19 protein-coding genes are annotated in these 19,136 nt (G+C 37.9%); 17 read left to right on the forward strand and 2 right to left on the reverse strand.

Annotation, left to right across the window (positions count from 1 at the left end; translation table 11 throughout):
• Positions 1–14 precede the first annotated feature (14 nt).
• The 7 genes from PDT38_RS00385 to pstB (PDT38_RS00415) all read left to right on the forward strand — a co-directional run bounded on the left by PDT38_RS00385 (position 15) and on the right by pstB (PDT38_RS00415) (position 8,061).
• Positions 15–1,301 carry an MFS transporter gene (locus PDT38_RS00385; protein WP_270798188.1) on the forward strand — a complete coding sequence of 429 codons (1,287 nt, stop codon included), beginning with the start codon at positions 15–17 and terminating at the stop codon, positions 1,299–1,301.
• A 59-nt stretch (positions 1,302–1,360) separates the two neighbouring features.
• A complete protein-coding gene (locus tag PDT38_RS00390) occupies positions 1,361–3,478 on the forward strand; it encodes a peptidoglycan D,D-transpeptidase FtsI family protein (protein WP_270798189.1) in 2,118 nt (705 codons plus the stop codon).
• A gap of 126 nt (positions 3,479–3,604) precedes the next feature.
• Positions 3,605–4,549, forward strand: a complete 945-nt coding sequence (locus tag PDT38_RS00395; RefSeq protein WP_270798190.1) for a phosphate ABC transporter substrate-binding protein — start codon at positions 3,605–3,607, stop codon at positions 4,547–4,549.
• 71 nt (positions 4,550–4,620) lie between these two features.
• Positions 4,621–5,550: a phosphate ABC transporter permease subunit PstC gene (pstC, locus tag PDT38_RS00400; RefSeq protein ID WP_270798191.1), complete on the forward strand. Its 930-nt coding sequence runs from the start codon at positions 4,621–4,623 to the stop codon at positions 5,548–5,550.
• The gene (gene pstA / locus PDT38_RS00405) at positions 5,550–6,437 is read left to right on the forward strand and encodes a phosphate ABC transporter permease PstA (protein ID WP_270798192.1); all 888 of its coding nucleotides are present in this window, start codon (positions 5,550–5,552) and stop codon (positions 6,435–6,437) included. The genes pstC and pstA overlap by 1 nt, the downstream gene beginning before the upstream one ends.
• A 16-nt stretch (positions 6,438–6,453) precedes the next feature.
• Positions 6,454–7,269, forward strand: coding sequence for a phosphate ABC transporter ATP-binding protein PstB (pstB, locus tag PDT38_RS00410; RefSeq protein ID WP_270798193.1), 816 nt, complete (start codon positions 6,454–6,456; stop codon positions 7,267–7,269).
• 12 nt (positions 7,270–7,281) lie between these two features.
• Positions 7,282–8,061: a phosphate ABC transporter ATP-binding protein PstB gene (gene pstB / locus PDT38_RS00415; RefSeq protein WP_270798194.1), complete on the forward strand. Its 780-nt coding sequence runs from the start codon at positions 7,282–7,284 to the stop codon at positions 8,059–8,061.
• 204 nt (positions 8,062–8,265) lie between these two features.
• On the opposite strand, the gene PDT38_RS00420 is transcribed toward pstB (PDT38_RS00415), so the two are convergent.
• Both PDT38_RS00420 and PDT38_RS00425 read right to left on the reverse strand, forming a co-directional pair.
• A complete protein-coding gene (locus tag PDT38_RS00420) occupies positions 8,266–8,802 on the reverse strand; it encodes an endolytic transglycosylase MltG (protein ID WP_270798195.1) in 537 nt (178 codons plus the stop codon).
• A complete protein-coding gene (locus PDT38_RS00425) occupies positions 8,799–9,149 on the reverse strand; it encodes a hypothetical protein (protein WP_270798196.1) in 351 nt (116 codons plus the stop codon). The genes PDT38_RS00420 and PDT38_RS00425 overlap by 4 nt, the downstream gene beginning before the upstream one ends.
• Positions 9,150–9,476: 327 nt before the next feature.
• Between PDT38_RS00425 and rpmG the strand changes: the two genes are divergently transcribed.
• From rpmG to PDT38_RS00475, 10 genes are all read left to right on the forward strand, one after another.
• Positions 9,477–9,626 carry a 50S ribosomal protein L33 gene (gene rpmG, locus PDT38_RS00430; protein ID WP_006637557.1) on the forward strand — a complete coding sequence of 50 codons (150 nt, stop codon included), beginning with the start codon at positions 9,477–9,479 and terminating at the stop codon, positions 9,624–9,626.
• 47 nt (positions 9,627–9,673) lie between these two features.
• On the forward strand, positions 9,674–10,258 hold the full coding sequence (locus PDT38_RS00435; RefSeq protein WP_270798197.1) for a 5-formyltetrahydrofolate cyclo-ligase: 585 nt from the start codon (positions 9,674–9,676) through the stop codon (positions 10,256–10,258).
• Between the two features lie 45 nt (positions 10,259–10,303).
• Positions 10,304–10,477: a hypothetical protein gene (locus PDT38_RS00440; RefSeq protein WP_270798198.1), complete on the forward strand. Its 174-nt coding sequence runs from the start codon at positions 10,304–10,306 to the stop codon at positions 10,475–10,477.
• Between the two features lie 89 nt (positions 10,478–10,566).
• Positions 10,567–11,748 carry a rhomboid family intramembrane serine protease gene (locus PDT38_RS00445; RefSeq protein ID WP_270798199.1) on the forward strand — a complete coding sequence of 394 codons (1,182 nt, stop codon included), beginning with the start codon at positions 10,567–10,569 and terminating at the stop codon, positions 11,746–11,748.
• 226 nt (positions 11,749–11,974) lie between these two features.
• Positions 11,975–13,429, forward strand: coding sequence for a spore germination protein (locus tag PDT38_RS00450; protein ID WP_270798200.1), 1,455 nt, complete (start codon positions 11,975–11,977; stop codon positions 13,427–13,429).
• A 102-nt stretch (positions 13,430–13,531) separates the two neighbouring features.
• The gene (locus tag PDT38_RS00455; RefSeq protein WP_270800067.1) at positions 13,532–13,729 is read left to right on the forward strand and encodes a YqgQ family protein; all 198 of its coding nucleotides are present in this window, start codon (positions 13,532–13,534) and stop codon (positions 13,727–13,729) included.
• A 14-nt stretch (positions 13,730–13,743) separates the two neighbouring features.
• The gene (locus tag PDT38_RS00460; RefSeq protein ID WP_270798201.1) at positions 13,744–14,709 is read left to right on the forward strand and encodes an ROK family glucokinase; all 966 of its coding nucleotides are present in this window, start codon (positions 13,744–13,746) and stop codon (positions 14,707–14,709) included.
• Positions 14,710–14,882: 173 nt separating this feature from the next.
• Entirely contained in the window at positions 14,883–16,769 is a 1,887-nt protein-coding gene (locus tag PDT38_RS00465; RefSeq protein WP_270798202.1) for an LTA synthase family protein, read from the forward strand.
• Between the two features lie 89 nt (positions 16,770–16,858).
• Positions 16,859–17,983, forward strand: coding sequence for a M14 family metallopeptidase (locus PDT38_RS00470; protein ID WP_270798203.1), 1,125 nt, complete (start codon positions 16,859–16,861; stop codon positions 17,981–17,983).
• 64 nt (positions 17,984–18,047) lie between these two features.
• Positions 18,048–19,136 carry a YqgU-like beta propeller domain-containing protein gene (locus PDT38_RS00475; RefSeq protein ID WP_270798204.1) on the forward strand — a complete coding sequence of 363 codons (1,089 nt, stop codon included), beginning with the start codon at positions 18,048–18,050 and terminating at the stop codon, positions 19,134–19,136.

A 19,136-nucleotide genomic window follows, 5' to 3' on the forward strand; every position in this document is an offset into this window, starting at 1 on the left:
AAGGGGAGTCAGTTATGAGCAAAATCAAAAACATAATAGGCGATGTTGAGGTAAACAGGGACTTGTTGCTTCTACTGACTGTTGGCGGCCTTTATTCACTGAGCATTGCTCTTTCCAATACGTTTGTGAATGTATATTTATGGAAACAATCAGGGCGATTTATTGATTTGGCAATTTACAATCTGTCAATTGTTGTGATGCAACCTTTAACCTTTATGATTGCTGGGAGGCTAGCAAAAAAAATCGATCGGGTATTTATTTTAAGATTTGGTGTCTCATTTTTGGCCATCTTTTATTTAACGGTTCTTTTGGTAGGGGAAAACGCTGGATCACAATTGGTACTGCTCGGTAGTGTTCTTGGAGTGGGCTATGGTTTTTATTGGCTTGCTTTTAATGTATTGACATTTGAAATCACAGAACCGGAGACAAGGGATTTTTTTAATGGTTTTCTTGGTGTGTTAACCTCAGGCGCTGGAATGATCGGACCAATTGTTGCCGGTTATGTCATTTCAAGGCTCACCGACAATACAGGCTATACACTGATCTTTAGTTTTTCTTTAGGATTGTTTACTATCGCCGTCATTACAAGCTTTTTTCTTAAACGTAGAGAAGCTCGAGGTCAGTATATTTTAAAAAAAATTTGGAAGGAACGACATTCAGATGAAAACTGGAAAAATGTCACCAATGCTCATTTTTTTCAAGGGCTAAGAGAGGGTATTTTTGTTTTCTTAATTAATGTTTTTGTGTTTATCACAACAAAAAGTGAGCTTGCGTTAGGAAAATTCGGGCTTGTTAATTCGGCAGTATCTTTTTTTGCTTATTATTTTGCCACAAGGTTTATCAAAAAAGGAGCACGTAAAAAAGCAATTTTGCTGGGAGGGCTCGTCTTATTCGGCTCCCTGTTTCTCATTTTGTTTCATATGACATATGTGACCTTACTTTTTTACGCTGTAGCGATTGCGATCGGCTATCCGATGCTACTTGTTCCGTACTCATCATTGACCTATGATGTAATTGGAAAAGCGAGATATGCCAGAAAAGCACGAATTGAATATATTGTTGTGAGAGAAGTTTATTTAAATAGCGGTCGTATTGTTTCTATTTTAGTGTTTCTGCTCCTTGTACTTCTGTTTAAAGAAGATTTGGGTATTCCAATTTCATTAGTTTTACTAGGGGCTGGTCACACGCTCATTTATTATTTCATTAAAGATGTAAGCTTGACAGAGCCTGCTCAGGAAACAGTCGGACAAGATACCCGCAAACAGACAGCAGAGCCAAATTATTTAGAAGGGAAACGATAATCGATTTGGCACCTTTTCATAAGGTGTCTTTTCTTTAGGTTAAGAATAGGTGATGATAAATGATAAAAAACAAAACGAAAACAGAAAAAAAACGAAAACTGGTCCCGATTCGGCTCCATATCCTGTTTTTTTTGGCTTTTCTTACTTTTACGGCTATGATTATCCGTCTTGGAATGGTGCAGATTGTCTATGGTGAAGACTATATTCATCAAATTCAAAAACAGGCAGAAGTCGATGTGACAACATCAGTTCCTAGAGGAAAAATATTTGACCGAAACTTGAATACCCTTGTCCAAAATAAACCTTTAAATGCGATTACATACACTCGTTCATCATCGGTTTCACAGAAGGAGCAGCTAGAGATTGCAAAAAAACTGGCGGATATGCTTACGATTGACACTAGTAAAGTAACAGAGCGAGATAAAAAAGATTACTGGATCTTAACAAGACCCAAACAAGCAAAAAAATTAGTGACTCGTAAAGATCGCCAAAAAGTTAAGCAAGGTAAAATTTCTGATGATGATTTATATCAACTTCAGCTTGACCGGATCTCAAAACAGCAGCTCTCTCAATTAACCAAAACGGATTTAGAGGTATTGGCAATTAAACGAAGGATGGATTCAGGTTATCCGAAAATACCCCAATACATTAAAAACAAGCATGTAACCTTAAAAGAATTGGCTTATGTCAGCGAACACCTTGACGATCTCCCGGGTGTTGATGTGACATCTGATTGGGAACGAGATTATCCGTATCATGAACTTCTGAGAACAGTCATTGGTCGTGTTTCTAATTCAAATGAAGGCCTTCCTAAACATCTACTTGATCATTATTTATCACTTGGCTATAACCGCAATGATCGGGTTGGTAAAAGTTATCTTGAAGCTAAGTATGAGGAAGTACTCAAGGGACAAAAAGAAAGAGTGAAAAACATTACTGATAAATCAGGGAATTTAATTAATAAAAAGATGATTTCAAAAGGGGAAAGCGGTAAAGATATCGTGCTAACAATTGATGTTGACATGCAAAAAGCAGTTGAGAATATCATTGAGGTAGAGATGAAAAAAGCAAAAACTCAACAATATGCACCACTCCTTGATCGAGCATTTGTCGTGATGATGGATCCAAGAAACGGGGAAGTTTTAACACTTGCTGGAAAACAAATGAAAAACAAAGGTGGGAAATTGATATTTGATAGTTATGCCTTAGGAACAATGACATCTTCATATGCCATGGGTTCAGCTGTTAAAGGAGCGACTGTCTTAACAGGATTACAGACTGGCGCCATTCAATTAAATACCCATTTTTTTGATGAGCCTCTTTATATTGCAGGATCTCCTGTCAAAAAATCATGGTCAAACTATCTTGGGAGAGTTGGTATTAAAAAAGCGCTTGAACAATCTTCTAACGTCTTTATGTTTAAAACGGCCATTGCAATCGGCAAAGGGTATTACAGAGCACATCAGCCACTTGACATTCATACGAAAGCATTCGATACATTCAGATATTATTTCAATCAATTCGGACTAGGTGTTAAAACGGGAATCGATCTACCAAATGAGGCGAGTGGCTTCAAAGGTTCACAAAAGCTTCCTGGTTTTTTACTTGACTTTTCCATCGGGCAATTTGATACTTATACACCGCTTCAGATGGCCCAGTATGTTTCGACAATTGCAAATGGTGGCTATCGGATGAAGCCTCAGATCATAAAAGAAATAAGGAGACCAGATTCTCAAAAAGGCATCGGAGCTATCACGAAATATATACCGCCTCAAGTGTTAAATAGTTTAGATATGAGTCAGAAAGACATAGAGATTGTTCAAAAAGGATTTAGACGGGTGATGATACGAGGAACAGCAAAAAAACAATTTGCATCAGCACCATATCAACCCGCAGGTAAAACAGGAACCGTAGAGTCATTCTATGAAGGACCTGAACAGGCAAAAACAGGGACGCCGGTTTATAATACAACACTTGTTGCATATGCTCCTTACAAACAGCCAGAGGTGGCAATTTCTGTTGTGGTTCCATGGGCTTATATTGATTATAAGAAGAGGTATTCAATCACGAATAATATCGGACGAAAAGTACTTGATAAGTATTTTGAACTGAAATCTAAACAAGCACGAGATGATACAAAAGAGAAAAATAAGCTTAACATTGAAGAAAACACATGAATAGTTACTCCTCGAAACGTCCGCACAAATCCCTGCGGACGTTTTTTCCAGTAATAAAACAAGTTTCCTTTACAAAACCTTAATAATTTATTCAAACAAGATTAATACTGAAAAGGTACGCTAAACATGCAGGACAAATTACACACTATTCGGGAGGATTATGAAGTGAAACCATTTAAAAAAGTCACATTGATGTTAATGATGTCCGTTTTAGTTGTCTTCGCAGCGGCTTGTGCAGGCGGTAATGACGATGAAGGCAAGAAAAACGATAATAATGACGGTAAGGCTTCAGGAACGTTAACCATTTCCGGTTCTTCTGCAATGCAGCCACTTGTGTCGGCTGCGGCTGAGAAATTCATGAATGAGAATCAGGAGGCTGATATTCAAGTGCAAGCGGGAGGATCTGGTACAGGTCTTTCACAGGTGGCTGAAGGAACAGTTCAAATTGGGAACTCCGATGTCTTCGCTGAAGAAAAAGAAGGCATTCCTGCTGATAAGCTGGTTGATCATCAAGTAGCCGTTGTTGGAATGGCAGCAGCTGTCAATCCTGATGTGGGCATCAAAGATATTTCAATGAAAGATCTGAAAAAGGTATTCACAGGAAAAATCAAAAACTGGAAGGAACTTGGCGGGAAAGATCAAAAGATTACCCTTGTCAATCGTCCCGATTCCTCAGGAACTCGTGCGACCTTTGTAAAATATGCACTTGATGGAGAAGCTCCTGCCGAAGGAATTACTGAGGATTCTTCTAATACAGTTAAAAAACTAATTGCTGATACACCAGGAGCAATTGGATATCTAGCTTTTTCATACCTAACTGATAACTCTATTACTGCTCTGTCACTTGATGGTGTAAAACCGACTGCGGAAAACGTTCAAAAAGGCAAATTTCCAGTTTGGGCATATCAGCACTCTTATACGAAAGGTGAACCTAAAGGTTTAGCTAAAAAATTCTTGGATTATTTGAAGAGTGAAGAAATCCAAAAATCGATTGTGACAGATCAAGGTTATATTCCAGTAACAGATATGGAAGTAAAGCGTGATGCAAAGGGAAAACAAACTGCTAAATAATGAATAAATTGGGGAAAGTGAGTTCTTTTGCTTTCCCTCTTATGACTTGTTTTTATATGGGAGTGTAAAAAATGTATCAAAAAATAGAGAAACCGTCCGCGCAAGAGCGGCTGATCAGCTCCAAGAAAAATCGTAAAATGGATGAAATTCGGGGAAAAATGCTGGTTGCAACGTGTGCATTTATCATGATAGTAGCGGCGATTTCAATCACAATCTTCCTTGGAAATAAGGGGTTACAATCTTTTCTGGCTAACAATGTAAGTCCAATTGAGTTCTTAACCAGTTTAGATTGGAATCCAACAAAAGAAGATCCTCAGTATGGAGCATTGCCGTTTATACTCGGCTCATTTGCAGTGACACTGCTCGCGTCTCTAATCGCTGCCCCGCTTGGTATCGGAGGTGCGATATTTATGACGGAAATTGCACCTTCATGGGGAAGAAAACTATTACAGCCGGTGGTAGAATTGCTTGTTGGGATTCCTTCTGTCGTTTATGGATTCATAGGTCTTACAGTATTAGTGCCATTCATATCTCAATTTAAAACAAGTGGCTCAGGACACAGCCTGCTAGCAGGAACGATTGTCCTAGCTGTGATGATTTTACCGACCGTCACTTCGATTTCAACAGATGCGCTCATTTCTCTGCCAAAAAGCTTGCGAGAAGGCTCATATGCATTGGGCGCGACCCGGTGGCAGACGATCAGAAAAGTCTTGATTCCAGCAGCGCTCCCTTCACTCCTAACAGCTGTTGTATTGGGAATGGCAAGGGCGTTTGGAGAAGCGCTTGCTGTGCAGATGGTAATTGGAAACTCACGGGATCTTTTTGATGGTCTCTTAGATCCAGCAGCTACATTAACAACGATTATCACACTTAATATGGGTCATACAACATATGGAAGCGTAGAAAACAATACACTCTGGTCAATGGGACTTGTACTATTGATAATGTCGTTCTGTTTTATTCTGCTGATTCGGTATCTGTCATCTAGGAGGAAATTGTAATGAATAGCAAAGTAGCCAATCGAATTGCAACAGGTGTTTTTGGACTTATTGCCGCAATCATTACGGCGATTCTTGTCAGTTTGTTCACATATATCATTGTCGGTGGTGTTTCACATATTAGTCTTGACTTTCTGACCTCACGTTCAAGTGCACTTTTAAGTGGTGGCGGGATTCGTGATCAGCTGTTTAACTCTTTTTATATTTTGATTTTAACCATGTTGATTACCATTCCAATTGGAGTTGGTGGCGGGATTTATATGGCTGAATATGCACCTGCTAATAAACTGACGGATTTTATCCGAATCTGTATTGAAGTGTTATCATCCCTTCCATCGATTGTTATGGGGATGTTTGGAATGCTGGTGTTTGTCAATCTTACTGGCTGGGGCTATAGTATTATCGGTGGAGCACTCATATTAACGATCTTTAATCTCCCTGTAATGGTGCGGGTGACAGAAGATGCAATTCGTACTGTACCGAAAGATCAAAAAGAAGCTTCACTTGCTTTAGGGGTGTCCAAATGGCATACGATCAAAACTGTTTTGGTTCCGGGGGCTGTCCCATCTATCATCACTGGAGCGATCCTTGCATCAGGACGTGTATTTGGTGAGGCTGCTGCATTGTTATTTACTGCCGGTTTGACAACACCGAGATTGAATTTTGGTAATTGGAATCCATTTTCAGAAACGTCTCCACTTAATATTTTCAGACCAGCAGAGACGTTGGCCGTTCATATTTGGAATGTTAATACACAAGGCATCATCCCAGATGCAGAAGCCATTGCAAACGGAGCTTCAGCGGTACTCGTGCTGTCTGTTCTGATGTTTAACTTGTTAGCAAGATGGCTTGGCTCTTTTATTCACAGAAAATTAACGGCAAATAAATAAAGAAGGGTGAATGTTTATGGTTCAAATTCCGGCCTTAGAAATCGTAGATAACAGTAGCGGAATTGCGGAGCTTCCCAAAGAGCACATTTTAGAAGTGCAAAACTTAAATATTTATTATGGAGAAAAACGGGCTGTTAACAACATTTCTCTTGAAATTGATAAACAGGCTGTTACAGCATTGATCGGTCCGTCAGGCTGTGGGAAATCGACTTTTTTAAGAAGCATTAATCGCATGAATGATTTGATTTCTACTGCAAGAACTACGGGTCAAATTTTATATGAAGGGCTTAATATTCTTGATTCCCATATAAATGTTATCAATCTAAGAAGAGAAATTGGCATGGTCTTTCAAAAGCCGAATCCTTTTCCAAAATCGATATATCAGAATATAGCGCATGCTTTGAAGTATGCAGGAGAACGAAGGAAAACGGTTTTGGATGATATCGTAGAAGAAAGTCTAACGAAAGCAGCGCTTTGGGATGAAGTAAAAGACCGCCTTCATCAATCGGCTTTATCATTGTCAGGAGGTCAACAGCAGCGCCTCTGCATTGCTCGAACACTTGCGATGAAACCTGAAGTATTGCTTTTGGATGAACCGGCTTCAGCACTTGATCCAATCTCAAATGCAAAAATTGAGGAATTAATCGTCAATTTAAAAAAGGAATATTCTATCATCATTGTGACTCATAATATGCAACAGGCTTCTAGAATTTCCGACAAAACAGCGTTTTTCCTAAATGGTGATTTGATTGAATATAACAGAACAAAAAAAATCTTTACAAATCCCTCTGAAAAACAAACAGAGGATTATATTAACGGTAGATTCGGTTAAGGAGGGATGGTAATGGATGCTGTAACAGCAATAAAGCCAAAAGATGTATATCAAGTTCGTGATTTGAATTTATGGTATGGTGAACACCATGCATTAAAAAACATTAATTTATCAATCCCTGAACGTGAGATTACTGCGATCATCGGTCCGTCAGGTTGTGGGAAGTCAACTTTTATTAAGACGCTAAATTTGATGAGCAACATGGTACCAAACGTAAAAATAACAGGTGATATTAGCTATAAAGGCAATAATATATTGAATAGATCAACTGACCTTGTTGAATTAAGAAAGAATGTCGGTATGGTTTTTCAAAAAGGAAATCCATTCCCTCAATCGATTTTTAATAATGTTGCGTACGGCCCTAAAATTCATGGCGTAAAAAACAAACAGGAACTGAATGAAAGAGTCGAAAAAGCATTGATCGATGTAGCGTTGTGGGATGAAGTGAAAGACCGTCTTCATTCTCAGGCACTCGGCCTTTCTGGAGGACAGCAACAGCGATTATGTATTGCAAGAGCGCTTGCCACAAACCCTGATGTTTTATTAATGGATGAGCCTACATCAGCCCTTGATCCCGTATCCACCTTGAAAATAGAAGAACTGATGTTGAAACTAAAAGAAAAGTATACGATTGCCATTGTGACTCACAATATGCAGCAAGCCTCAAGGATTTCTGATCAAACAGCTTTCTTTCTAATGGGAGAACTCATTGAATGCAGGGATACATTGACATTATTTTCAAACCCGGCTGATTACCGAACAAGAGATTATATTACCGGTCGTTTTGGATAAGATGACAAACCAAAAAACAGGCTAAAGTTTCATAGCCTGTTTTTATATATAGGGTGCGATAAAAAACTACGATCCTAATTTAGAAAGCATGCCATTTAGGCCAGAGAATCGTTAATTATAAGAGCAAAGGATAAAGAGTACATTCGGACCGTAAGTGTCTTTTAGGGCTAAAATTAACCGCCAGTTATATACCGGCGGTTAATTTTATTTGGATAGTGTCTCCACGATTTTTTTGAAACTTTCCCCACGTTTTAATTCATACTTACCTGCACGAAGTTTTGATTCATACCCAGATTTTTTTGCGTATTTTTCAAATTTATCTGCAGAAGAGACAACTTTTTCTTTTGCAAGGGTATCAGCCACTTCTGATAGGCTCATCCCACTCTTAATTTCGAGTTTATATTTTGTATCTTTTTTCTTTTTGTCTTTATCTTCCTTTTTGTCGTTATCTTTATTCTTATCTTTGTCTTTATTTTTGTCTTCTGCTTTATTGTTATCTTTTTGGGCGACTTTCCCTTGTTTTAGTGCTGTTTCTTTATATTGCAGTAGTTCTTGATACTCATTCTTTTCAACAGCAATTTGTTCATTGTTTTTTAAATACGTTTTAACATTGGACTCACTTACTTTTTCAGCATCTTTCGATTCAGCATTTCCGTTACCTGTCAGGTAAAATGCTCCTGCAAGAACACCCGTGGCTAAAATCATTCCTCCGGCAAATGCTTGTACACTTTGTCTGTTCATACAAGCACCCTCTTATTGTCATTAATAATAGCTTTAACATCTTCAACAGAGACATGTTCTGCTTTGGCGATAGCTTCTTCAGACATCCCGTTTTGATATTTGGAAAGAATCTGTTTTGCGATATGCTGGTTGATCCCTGAAGCCGTTCTACGGATCACAACGTTTGAATCAAGTAGTTCCTCCTCAAGCACTGTCATTTTCTTTTTCAGTTTATAAATTTCCTGCATTGCTGACAGCTGAAGCGTCTCCAACTCTTGCTCCACTTCTTTAATTGGCTCCCTTTGAAAATATGAGAATGCAATCAGCGCAATGCTGACGACAAGCAGTGCAATTATAGCGAATTCCACGTTCATCACCTTCAATTCTTCTTATTTTCTCCTTCTTTTTTATACCATAAAAATGCTTGTTCCAAAAGGATTTAATAAAAAAATAATAAAATTTGTCGAAAAAAATAATTCCAGCGAAGATTCCTTCGAAAATTCGCTATCTCTATTTTACAAATTGCTTTACAATTAATCAAATAAAGCACGTTTATTGTAAGAAGAAGTTGTCCATCATCGATCATGATCTCAAAACAAACGATGTAAACGAAAAAAACGCCTAGCATTCCAGCTTTATTAGTGGTATTATAGATAAGTCTGAACAGAAATGATATATAGTTTGGAGGGAAAATCATGCGCGTAAATATTACTTTAGCTTGCACTGAATGCGGCGAGCGTAACTATATTACTAAAAAGAACAAGCGTAACAATCCAGATCGCGTTGAATTCAAAAAGTATTGCCCACGTGACAAAAAATCAACTTTACACCGTGAAACAAAGTAAGCAGCAGGAATTTCCTGCTGTTTTTTCAATTTTAAGGGGGAAGCGATGTGAAGCGTTTTTTAAGAAATACGATGAGAACTAAACTTGAACAGCTTACAGATCAAGAGTTTCAGGAAAAAGCAGAAGCGATTCACCAGATGCTTTTTCAATCTAAAGTATGGAAAGAATCATCTGTTATTGCCCTTACCATCTCAAGAAAACTTGAAATACCTACAAAACCGATTATTAAACGGGCTTGGCAAGAAGGGAAGGTCGTATGTATTCCAAAATGTTTTCCTGAGACGCATGATATGCATTTTCGCTGTTTCAAAAATGAAAACGAACTTGAAGTTGTTTATTTTGGTTTGCTAGAACCCATCATGAATAAAACCGAACTGGTTAGTCAAGAAGACATTGACTTTATACTTGTTCCCGGCATCTGTTTTGATCGGAATGGTTATAGAATCGGCTATGGAGGCGGATATTATGACAGATATTTATCTAGCTATAGAAATAAGACAGCTTCACTTGCCTTTCAATGTCAAATGATCGATCAAGTTCCCCATGAAAAACACGATATTCCGGTAGACCAAATTTTTACGGAAGTCGTTACATTGATTTGTAAAGAAAGTCCCTCTGATTTTCCAACCTGAATAAATCATGCAAAATGTGAAACGATAGGTGGTAGGAGGGATGATATGAGAAGATTTACTTTTTTAATCTTAGGTTTGATTACAATTGTCCTGTTTTTTCAAAACCGTTATCGGGTACTTAATTTTGTTCTTGGTCAGGACAGAATTCGCCATTACTTTATTCACTGGATCATGAGAATTCCTTTTTTTCGAAATAAATTCACCCCACCTGTTTATTAAATCCCGTAAAAGGCGGGGTTTTTTATCTGTTTTGAGCAAAACTGTGAATTTCTTGTTATAATGAACAAAAACGATACTGGAGCGTTGGAATGTATTCATTTGATTATATGTACTGGAATTTAATCAAAACTCTTTCGAAAAAGGGGTTCGAGGTTTTAAAAGCGCCTGTTTCTGATGAAGAAACATGGCTTGAAGCGAAGGGACATGTACCATATGATTTGATTCGGATTTATCGAAAAGACATTGACTTCCGTCAGGCGCTTGTTTTTGATCTTGAATCTCTGGCTGAAAGAGCGGATCGAATCCGCGTTGCCTCTGGTCAACGGAATCTCTCAATATTAACAATATATTTATCACAAGAGGCGCCTGTTGATGAATGGCAAGATGTTGTCAACCATCCTATTCAAGACAAACGAATTAGCATTGTTCCTATTTTTATCGATCAGTCTGGTGTTGAAGAAGCGTTTAATAAAGTCGCTCTTGCCTTAAATTTAAAGTTAAGCGAATTAACTGATCAGATTGTTGAGCAATCTGAAGAGGAAGTAGAGCATATCAAGGCCCAAGTGTTGGCAGAAATTAAAAATAGAGAGGAAGAAAGACAGCGACATTCCGCTATTTTTCAAAGAGGCAAACCAATTTTCACTTGGTTTTTTGCTATTCTTCAAATCATGATGTTCCTTCTCTTAGAAATATCGGGAGGGAGTCAAAATATTGAAACACTGATTCGCTTTGGCGCTAAGGTTAATACTCTGATTTTAGATGGGGAATGGTGGAGGCTATTAACTCCAATTGTCCTTCACATCGGTTTCATTCACCTTTTATTTAACACTTTTGCTTTGCTATCTGTCGGAGCAGCTGCAGAAAGAGTCTTTGGTTCATTTCGATTTTTGGTGATCTACATATTAGCAGGGGTTTTCGGTTCACTTGGTAGCTTTTTGTTCAGTCCGTATCTTTCAGCAGGGGCATCTGGAGCCATTTTCGGCTGTCTCGGAGCTCTTTTGTATCTCGCTTTTTCAAATAAGCAGGCTTTCTTAAAAACGATTGGGACTAATATTGCTGTGATTATCATCCTAAACCTTGGGCTAGGTTTTACGATTTCTAATATTGATAATGCGGGGCATATCGGCGGATTAGTCGGTGGTTTTTTAACAGCTTTAGCAGTTGGTCTTCCTAAGGAGAAGATCTTACTCAAGCGGATTTTTGGCTGGATTTTAGTCATCATTCTAGGTGGTGGAGCATTGTACTGGGGAGTCCATTCTCAAACTCTCTAAAAACCGAAAACTGCCTCTGTTTAGCACTTAACGTTTAGAAGCACTTCAGGATTGTCTTATACGAGTTATGTCTGTCTTTTTCGCGATATATGACTTCAGGTCTTTTGCCGAACTTTATAATCAATTGAAGTAGAAAAAAAAGAATGTCTCTATTAGAGAGTATGAAAAGCTCCCAAGATGTAAAAAATGGTCTGATGAAACAGATTCATTGATGGGAGCTTTTATAATGGAAAAAAAGCATAATGTTCAAGAATGTCTAGCCAAAAATGTTGAATATTTAAATGAAAAACTGGGTGTCGGTAAGAGTTTTGATATGATTAGGCTTGATGTCTCCTATGCTGGAAGAGATATGGCGTTATATTTTATAGATGGGTTTGTAAAAGACGATATTATGCACCTTTTACAAAAATATTTGGCAAACCTACCTCCTGAATATTTAAAGAATGATCCACTCGAAAAACTGATGAAAACACACATTCCATATGTTGAAATTAATACTGAGGGAGATTTGGATAAAGCAGCAGATCAGGTGCTTGCGGGACCAACGATCCTACTTGTCGACGGGGTTGACCATGCCATTATGATTGATGCCAGAACATATCCCGCCAGAGGCCCTGAAGAGCCAGATAATGAACGTGTTGTCAGAGGATCAAGAGATGGGTTTGTCGAGACAATTGTATTTAATACAGCATTGACTAGGAGAAGAGTCCGCGACCGGTCATTAAGAATGGAGTTTCTGCAAGTCGGCAGAAGAAGCAAAACCGATGTTGTAGTCTGTTATTTAGAAGATATTGCTGATTTGGAAAATGTAAAAAAAATAAAACAGTCTCTTAAAGCTATTGATACAGATGCGTTAACAATGGCTGAAAAAACATTGGAAGAATATATTGGTGGAAGACATTGGAACCCATATCCAACAGTACGTTATACAGAAAGACCTGACACTGCTGCAGTTCATCTATTTGAAGGTCATATTCTCGTCTTTGTCGACGGATCTCCAAGTGCGATGATTACACCATCAACTTTTTGGCATCATTTACAGCATGCTGAAGAATATAGAAATAAACCTCTTACAGGAGCTTATTTGAGGATGGTACGCTTTTTATCTGTTATGGCATCGCTTTTTTTATTGCCATTATGGTTTTTGTTGGCTATTCATCCAGAGTTACTTCCTGAACCGCTTCAATATATAGGTCCTGAAAAAAAAGGAGTCATTCCTTTACTCGGTCAGTTTCTCATTATTGAATTAGGTGTCGACATGATGAGAATGGCAGCGATTCACACCCCCTCATCATTGGCTACAGCTCTTGGGCTTGTAGCAGCTTTAATGATTGGTGAAGTAGCCGTTCAAGTCGGGCTTTTCTCACATGAGGTTGTTCTTTACTTGGCGATCGCTGCCATCGGCACATTTGCGACACCAAGTTATGAAATGAGTATGGCAAACCGTATCACGAGAATTGTACTGCTCATTATTACAGGAGCGTTTGGTCCGTCTGGTTTTATTATTGGAATATTTTGCTGGATTTTGTACTTGGTCAGAATGAAATCGTTTTATGTTCCATATCTATGGCCGTTTATACCTTTTGACTACGAGGCTTTTCGCGATGTTGTTATTCGAACACCTATGCCGCTCAAAACCCGAAGGCCTAGATTTTTAAATCCACAAGATCCGGACCGATAAAGCCTGTTTTCATTTTGAAAACAGGCTTTTTTCTACTTGACGAAAGATAGGTTTATGAATACGCTTAATATTGGTAGATATGAAAGAGAAATGGTGAATAAAATGAGAACAGCATATGATGTTCAGTTATTTTTAAAGCAGTTCGGATGCTATGTCTATTTCGGAGATCGTCAGCTTGAACTCGAATTTATGATGGACGAACTAAAGGAAATGTATCATTCAAATTTGATTGATAAAGAAAAATGGGTGCTTTCGATGTCGATTTTGCAGAATGAACTGACCAAAATAAAGAGAAAATAATGGGGGACTTATTGATGAATGAAAACTGGCTCGTTGGAATTGATCTTGGAGGAACAACCGTTAAACTTGCTTTTGTAAGCGCTTGTGGGGAAGTGCAACACAAATGGGAGATACCGACGGATAAGTCAGGAGAGACTGTTACGACAAGTATCGCAAAGGCAATTGACAGCAAGCTAAACGAAATCGGCAAACCGAAACAAATCTTAAAATGGATCGGCATGGGGGCTCCAGGACCAGTCGATACCGAAACAGGAATTGTCTATAAAACGACAAATATGGGGTGGGAAAACTATCCTTTGAAAGAGCATCTAGAGGCAGGGACTGGACTTCCCGTTGTCATCGAAAATGATGCAAATCTCGCGGCTTTAGGAGAAATGTGGAAAGGTGCTGGAGATGGAGCGAAGGATTTGATCCTTGTTACTTTAGGGACAGGTGTCGGTGGAGGCATTATTGTCAATGGAGAAGTTGTTCATGGAAAAAACGGTGCTGGTGGAGAAATAGGTCACATCTGTTCGATTGCTGAAGGAGGAGCGCCTTGCAACTGCGGAAGATCCGGTTGTATTGAAACAATTGCATCTGCTACAGGTATCGTAAGACTTGCCGAAGAAGCGATTGTGGCTAGCGATTGTGCAACAAGTTTAGAAAAAAACACCTCATTAACAGCACGGGATATCTTTGAAGCAGCTGAACAAAACGATCCGGCAGCGCTCAAAGTTGTCGAATATGTGACACATCATCTCGGAGTAGTTTTAGCAAGTTTAGCAAGTTCGTTAAACCCTTCAAAAATTTTAATCGGTGGAGGTGTCTCAAAAGCTGGCGAATTCCTTCGTTCTAAAGTGGAAAAATCTTTTGAGAAACATGTATTTCCGCGAGCAGGAGAGGCAGTTGACATTGTAATCGCCTCCCTTGGGAATGATGCAGGAGTGATCGGCGGAGCATGGATCGCAAAAAATGCTTGGCGTGATAGTAAAAGTGAGTAAAATGGAATACCTCCATTTAAAAATTGGGAATTTTGAACATTTTTTAAAAAAGATTGATTTTTTTGTGAAGACAGGTTAAGATATGGTTTAGTTATTTTATCTTTTTTGAAAAAAAAGAAATATATGGATGCCTATTTTAAAATGGTTGTCTTGCTGCATAAGGGAGGTTTGACATGCGAAAGTCGTTTATTTCAAAAGTTTCGTTTCTATTCATTGCGACATTGCTTATGTGGCTAAAAACGTATGTCGTCTATAAAACTAGCTTTAACATTAAAATTGAAAACTTTATGCAAGAGTTTATATTATTCATTAATCCATTAAGCTTTTTGCTGTTTATATTTGGAATCGGTCTATTTTTTAAAGAAAAAAACAGAAATCGATTCCTTATTGGAACCAGCATCATGTTGACATTTGTACTGTTGGCCAATATGGTCTTCTATCGTTTTTATAACGACTTTTTAACGATCCCTGTATTATTCCAAACAAATAATATGGGTGATTTGGGCAGCAGTATAAACTCACTGTTTATGCCTACTGACTTTCTTTTAATCGTGGATATTGTGATTTTGATTTGGTTGTATAAACGAAAGCCAATTCATGCTAGTTCTGTAGCAACGAGGAAAGAACGAGCAGCTTATTTTTTGTTCGCTATTGCTGTTTTCTTTTTTAATTTAGGGTTATCGGAAACAGAAAGACCCCAATTATTGACGAGATCGTTTGACAGAGAAGTACTAGTGAAGAACATCAGTCTGTACAACTATCATATCTATGATGGCTTGATTCAATCAAAGCAGTCCGCTCAACGCGCCTTGGCTGATAGTAACAGCCTTACTGAAATTGAAAATTATGTGAATGCGAATCGGACTGATACCAATCAAGATTTGGCTGGGATTGCTAAAGGACGCAATGTCATCCTTGTATCTCTTGAATCAACGCAAAACTTTGTTGTCAATCAAAAACTGAATGGTAAAGAGATCACACCTTACTTGAATAACATGATTAAAAATAGTTATTATTTTGAAAATTTTTATCATCAAACAGGTCAAGGCAAAACAGCTGACTCTGAATTTATTGTTGATAACTCTCTCTATCCTTTAGGAAGGGGAGCGGTCTTCTTTACAAACGCAGGAAACGAATATACAGCTATGCCTGAAATACTGAAAGGTCATGGTTACTATTCCACTATTTTTCACGCCAACAATAAAAGTTTCTGGAATCGTGATATCATGTACCAATCTTTAAAATATGATAAATTTTATGATGTTCAATCTTATAACGTAACTGAAGAAAATTCTGTAGGTTGGGGATTGAAAGATAAAGAATTCTTCGAGCAGACATCAGCACTTATGAAAGATCTGCCTCAACCGTTTTATACTCGTTTGATCACACTAACAAATCATTTTCCATTCGAGTTAGATGAAGAAGATAAAATGATTGATGAATATCAGTCAAACAGCCGCACATTAAACAGATATTTCCCAACTGTCCGTTATCAGGATGAGGCACTTAAACGTTTTATTGAAAAGCTAAAGGAAGATGGTCTTTATGAAAACTCAGTGATCGTTTTATATGGCGATCACTACGGAATTTCGGAAAATCATAATGAAGCAATGGGGCAGTTCCTTGGCAAAGAAATTACGCCATTTGAGGAGGTTCAGCTGCAAAAAGTACCACTTGTGGTTCATATTCCAGGAGTAACAGATAAAAAACCGAAAACGATTGATACAGTTGGTGGACAGATTGATATTCGCCCAACATTATTAAATCTTCTCGGTATTCATTCAAGTGACCAGGTTCAGTTTGGCAATGATTTGTTTTCAAAAGACAAAAAGGAGTTCACCGTATTGCGTGACGGTAGCTTTATTACGAAGGATAGGGTATACACGGATGGTATATGTTATGATAAAGCAACAGGTCAGCCTGTAAAAGATCAAGCAAGCTGTGAACCATATGTCGAAAAAGCGAAAGAGGAGTTGTCATACTCTGACGAAATCATTTATGGTGATTTGCTGAGGTTTTATGACAATGAACGCCTAAAGAAAACCAGTAAAAAACAATAATGATTGAAAGCTTCCGTTTACAAAAGGAGGCTTTTTTTTGTAGGAGTTAGACAAACTTCCTTCATATGCTATTGTGGGAGGGATCATTAATGGCACTTATCAAAATCAAACCGTTGTTAAAACAAAACATGGCAAGGCTGTCTGAAATCCTGAACATACCTGAACAGATACTAACCTCTGGAAACCACTCTGCTGCCCATGATGAGCTTTATTTTCCAGGTAGCAATCACCAAGCAGAAAAAGATGTACCAACAGTAGACACGTATGAGCAGCTGCAATTAATGGTCAACAACAAACAAAATTTTGATGAAGAGTGGCTAACAAAAGAAATCATATATGATTCAGAAACATTGAAAATGGAAATTCAAAAACTTACGGAAAGCTTTCCTTTTGTTACGTATCATATTCTCGGTCATTCAGTATTAGGAAAGCCAATATATGAGTTGAATATAGGAGCACCAGATGCTGAAAAGTTAACACATATCAACGCCTCTTTTCATGCCAATGAGTGGATTACAACTTCTGTACTTTTGAAATGGCTTAAAGAATACTGTTTGTCTCTATGTGATAATCAGCAAGTTTTAGGTTTTTCTCCACTCCAACTCTTTAGTCAGACTAAACTTTCAATTGTTCCGCTTGTCAACCCTGATGGGGTTGATCTTGTACTGAAGGGCCCAGAAGAACTTGGCATAGAGCGGGCGAGTCTTGATGAGATGAATCGGCAACAATCTCATTTTCAAGAATGGAAAGCCAATATAAACGGGGTAGATTTGAATAATCAATTTCCGTCTTTTTGGGAAATTGAAAAACAGAGAAAACCGCCCAAAGCACCATCATATCGAGACTATCCTGGAGATGCACCACTGACCGAGCCAGAAGCAATCGTTATGCGTGATTTGATTGTTCGGCATCCACCAAACCGCCTGATAGCGCTCCATACACAGGGTGAAGAAATTTATTGGGGTTATAAAGGATTTGAACCAGCTGTTTCAGGTGAAGTGATTCAACTATTTGAACGACTCAGCGGGTATTTAGGGATAAGAGATATTGATAGTTATGCGGGATTTAGGGATTGGTTTATCCATTTTTACCATAGAGAAGGATATACTGTTGAGCTTGGCAAAGGAAAAAATCCTTTATCAATGAAACAATTTCATGATATATATCGTAAAGGTAGAGGAATTCTTTGGGCAGCATGTTATTATAATTGTTGAAACTTTTTACAATTTTATTCGTAAATGTAAATAGATGATTGTGTTACGGAGGGAGGAGGCGCTTTTGAGAGTTTCATTATGTATTATTGCCGCAGTTTCGGCTAGTTTAGTAACTTCTTGCACACACTCACAGTCAAGCGATCAAGAAGCCGTTCACCAAGAGAAAAAAAATAATGTGACAGCTTCGGACAAGAAAATCATACCTTTAACAGAACAGCATTTCAGTGAAGCGGCAGGATGGCTTGATAATGAAACCATTTTATATACTACAAACGATCCGATTAAAGGAAGTAAAATAAAGGATTATCATATTTTTAAAGGGAAAGGCAAAACAATTTATACAACAGATGATCGGTTGATATCAGCTGAATTAAATCAAAAGCAAGACATGATTCTCGTTCAAACTTTAGAAAACGGCTCAAAAATTAAATTAACTTTGATCAATTTGAAAGGAGATATGCTGTTTACGAAAAGTTTTGATAGTCACGAACTTCAAGTGGATTGGAATCAATTTAATCCTTATCTTTTATATGTTACTGAGTTTACAAAAGATTGGGGTTATGATTCATATTTAGTTGATGTAAAAGATCATAAAGTAGAGAAGAATATCGCTCAGGCAGCATTTGTCCACTGGACGTCAGGAGAGACTTTTGAATATATAAAATGGGATAATGGGGACCGGGAAAAACCGGCTCCTGTTTATTCCTACGAGATCAAGAGTAAACATGAGAAAAAAGTGGCTGATGATGTTTTGTTTCTTGACGTTGTTCAAAATATTCGGCTGATCGTAAAATTGGCACCTGAAGAATCCGCTGAAGGAATCTATCTATTTTCGGATGTTTCATCGATGAAAAAACAGATTTCTTTAAAGCTTCCGTTGTATTCTGCTTATTCCAGTCTTTCTTCAATGGAATACACTTATGACCAAAAAAACAAAGTGCTTTATACATATGAGCAGAATCAATCAGGGTCTCTGTTTGACCTGATAGCTATTCATCTCCAGTCAGGAAAACGGAAGGTCATCTGTAAACGGGTCGAAATGCACCCACTTACACTGTCTCCAGACGGAAATCATATTTTATACGGCTATACAAAAAATCAGATCATTTCAATTTCTTCAAAAAAATTAGAGTCTCTTGTAATCGAGGAATAG

It is taken from the genome of Bacillus changyiensis (assembly GCF_027706145.1).
GTDB classification, from domain to species: domain Bacteria; phylum Bacillota; class Bacilli; order Bacillales; family Bacillaceae; genus Bacillus; species Bacillus changyiensis.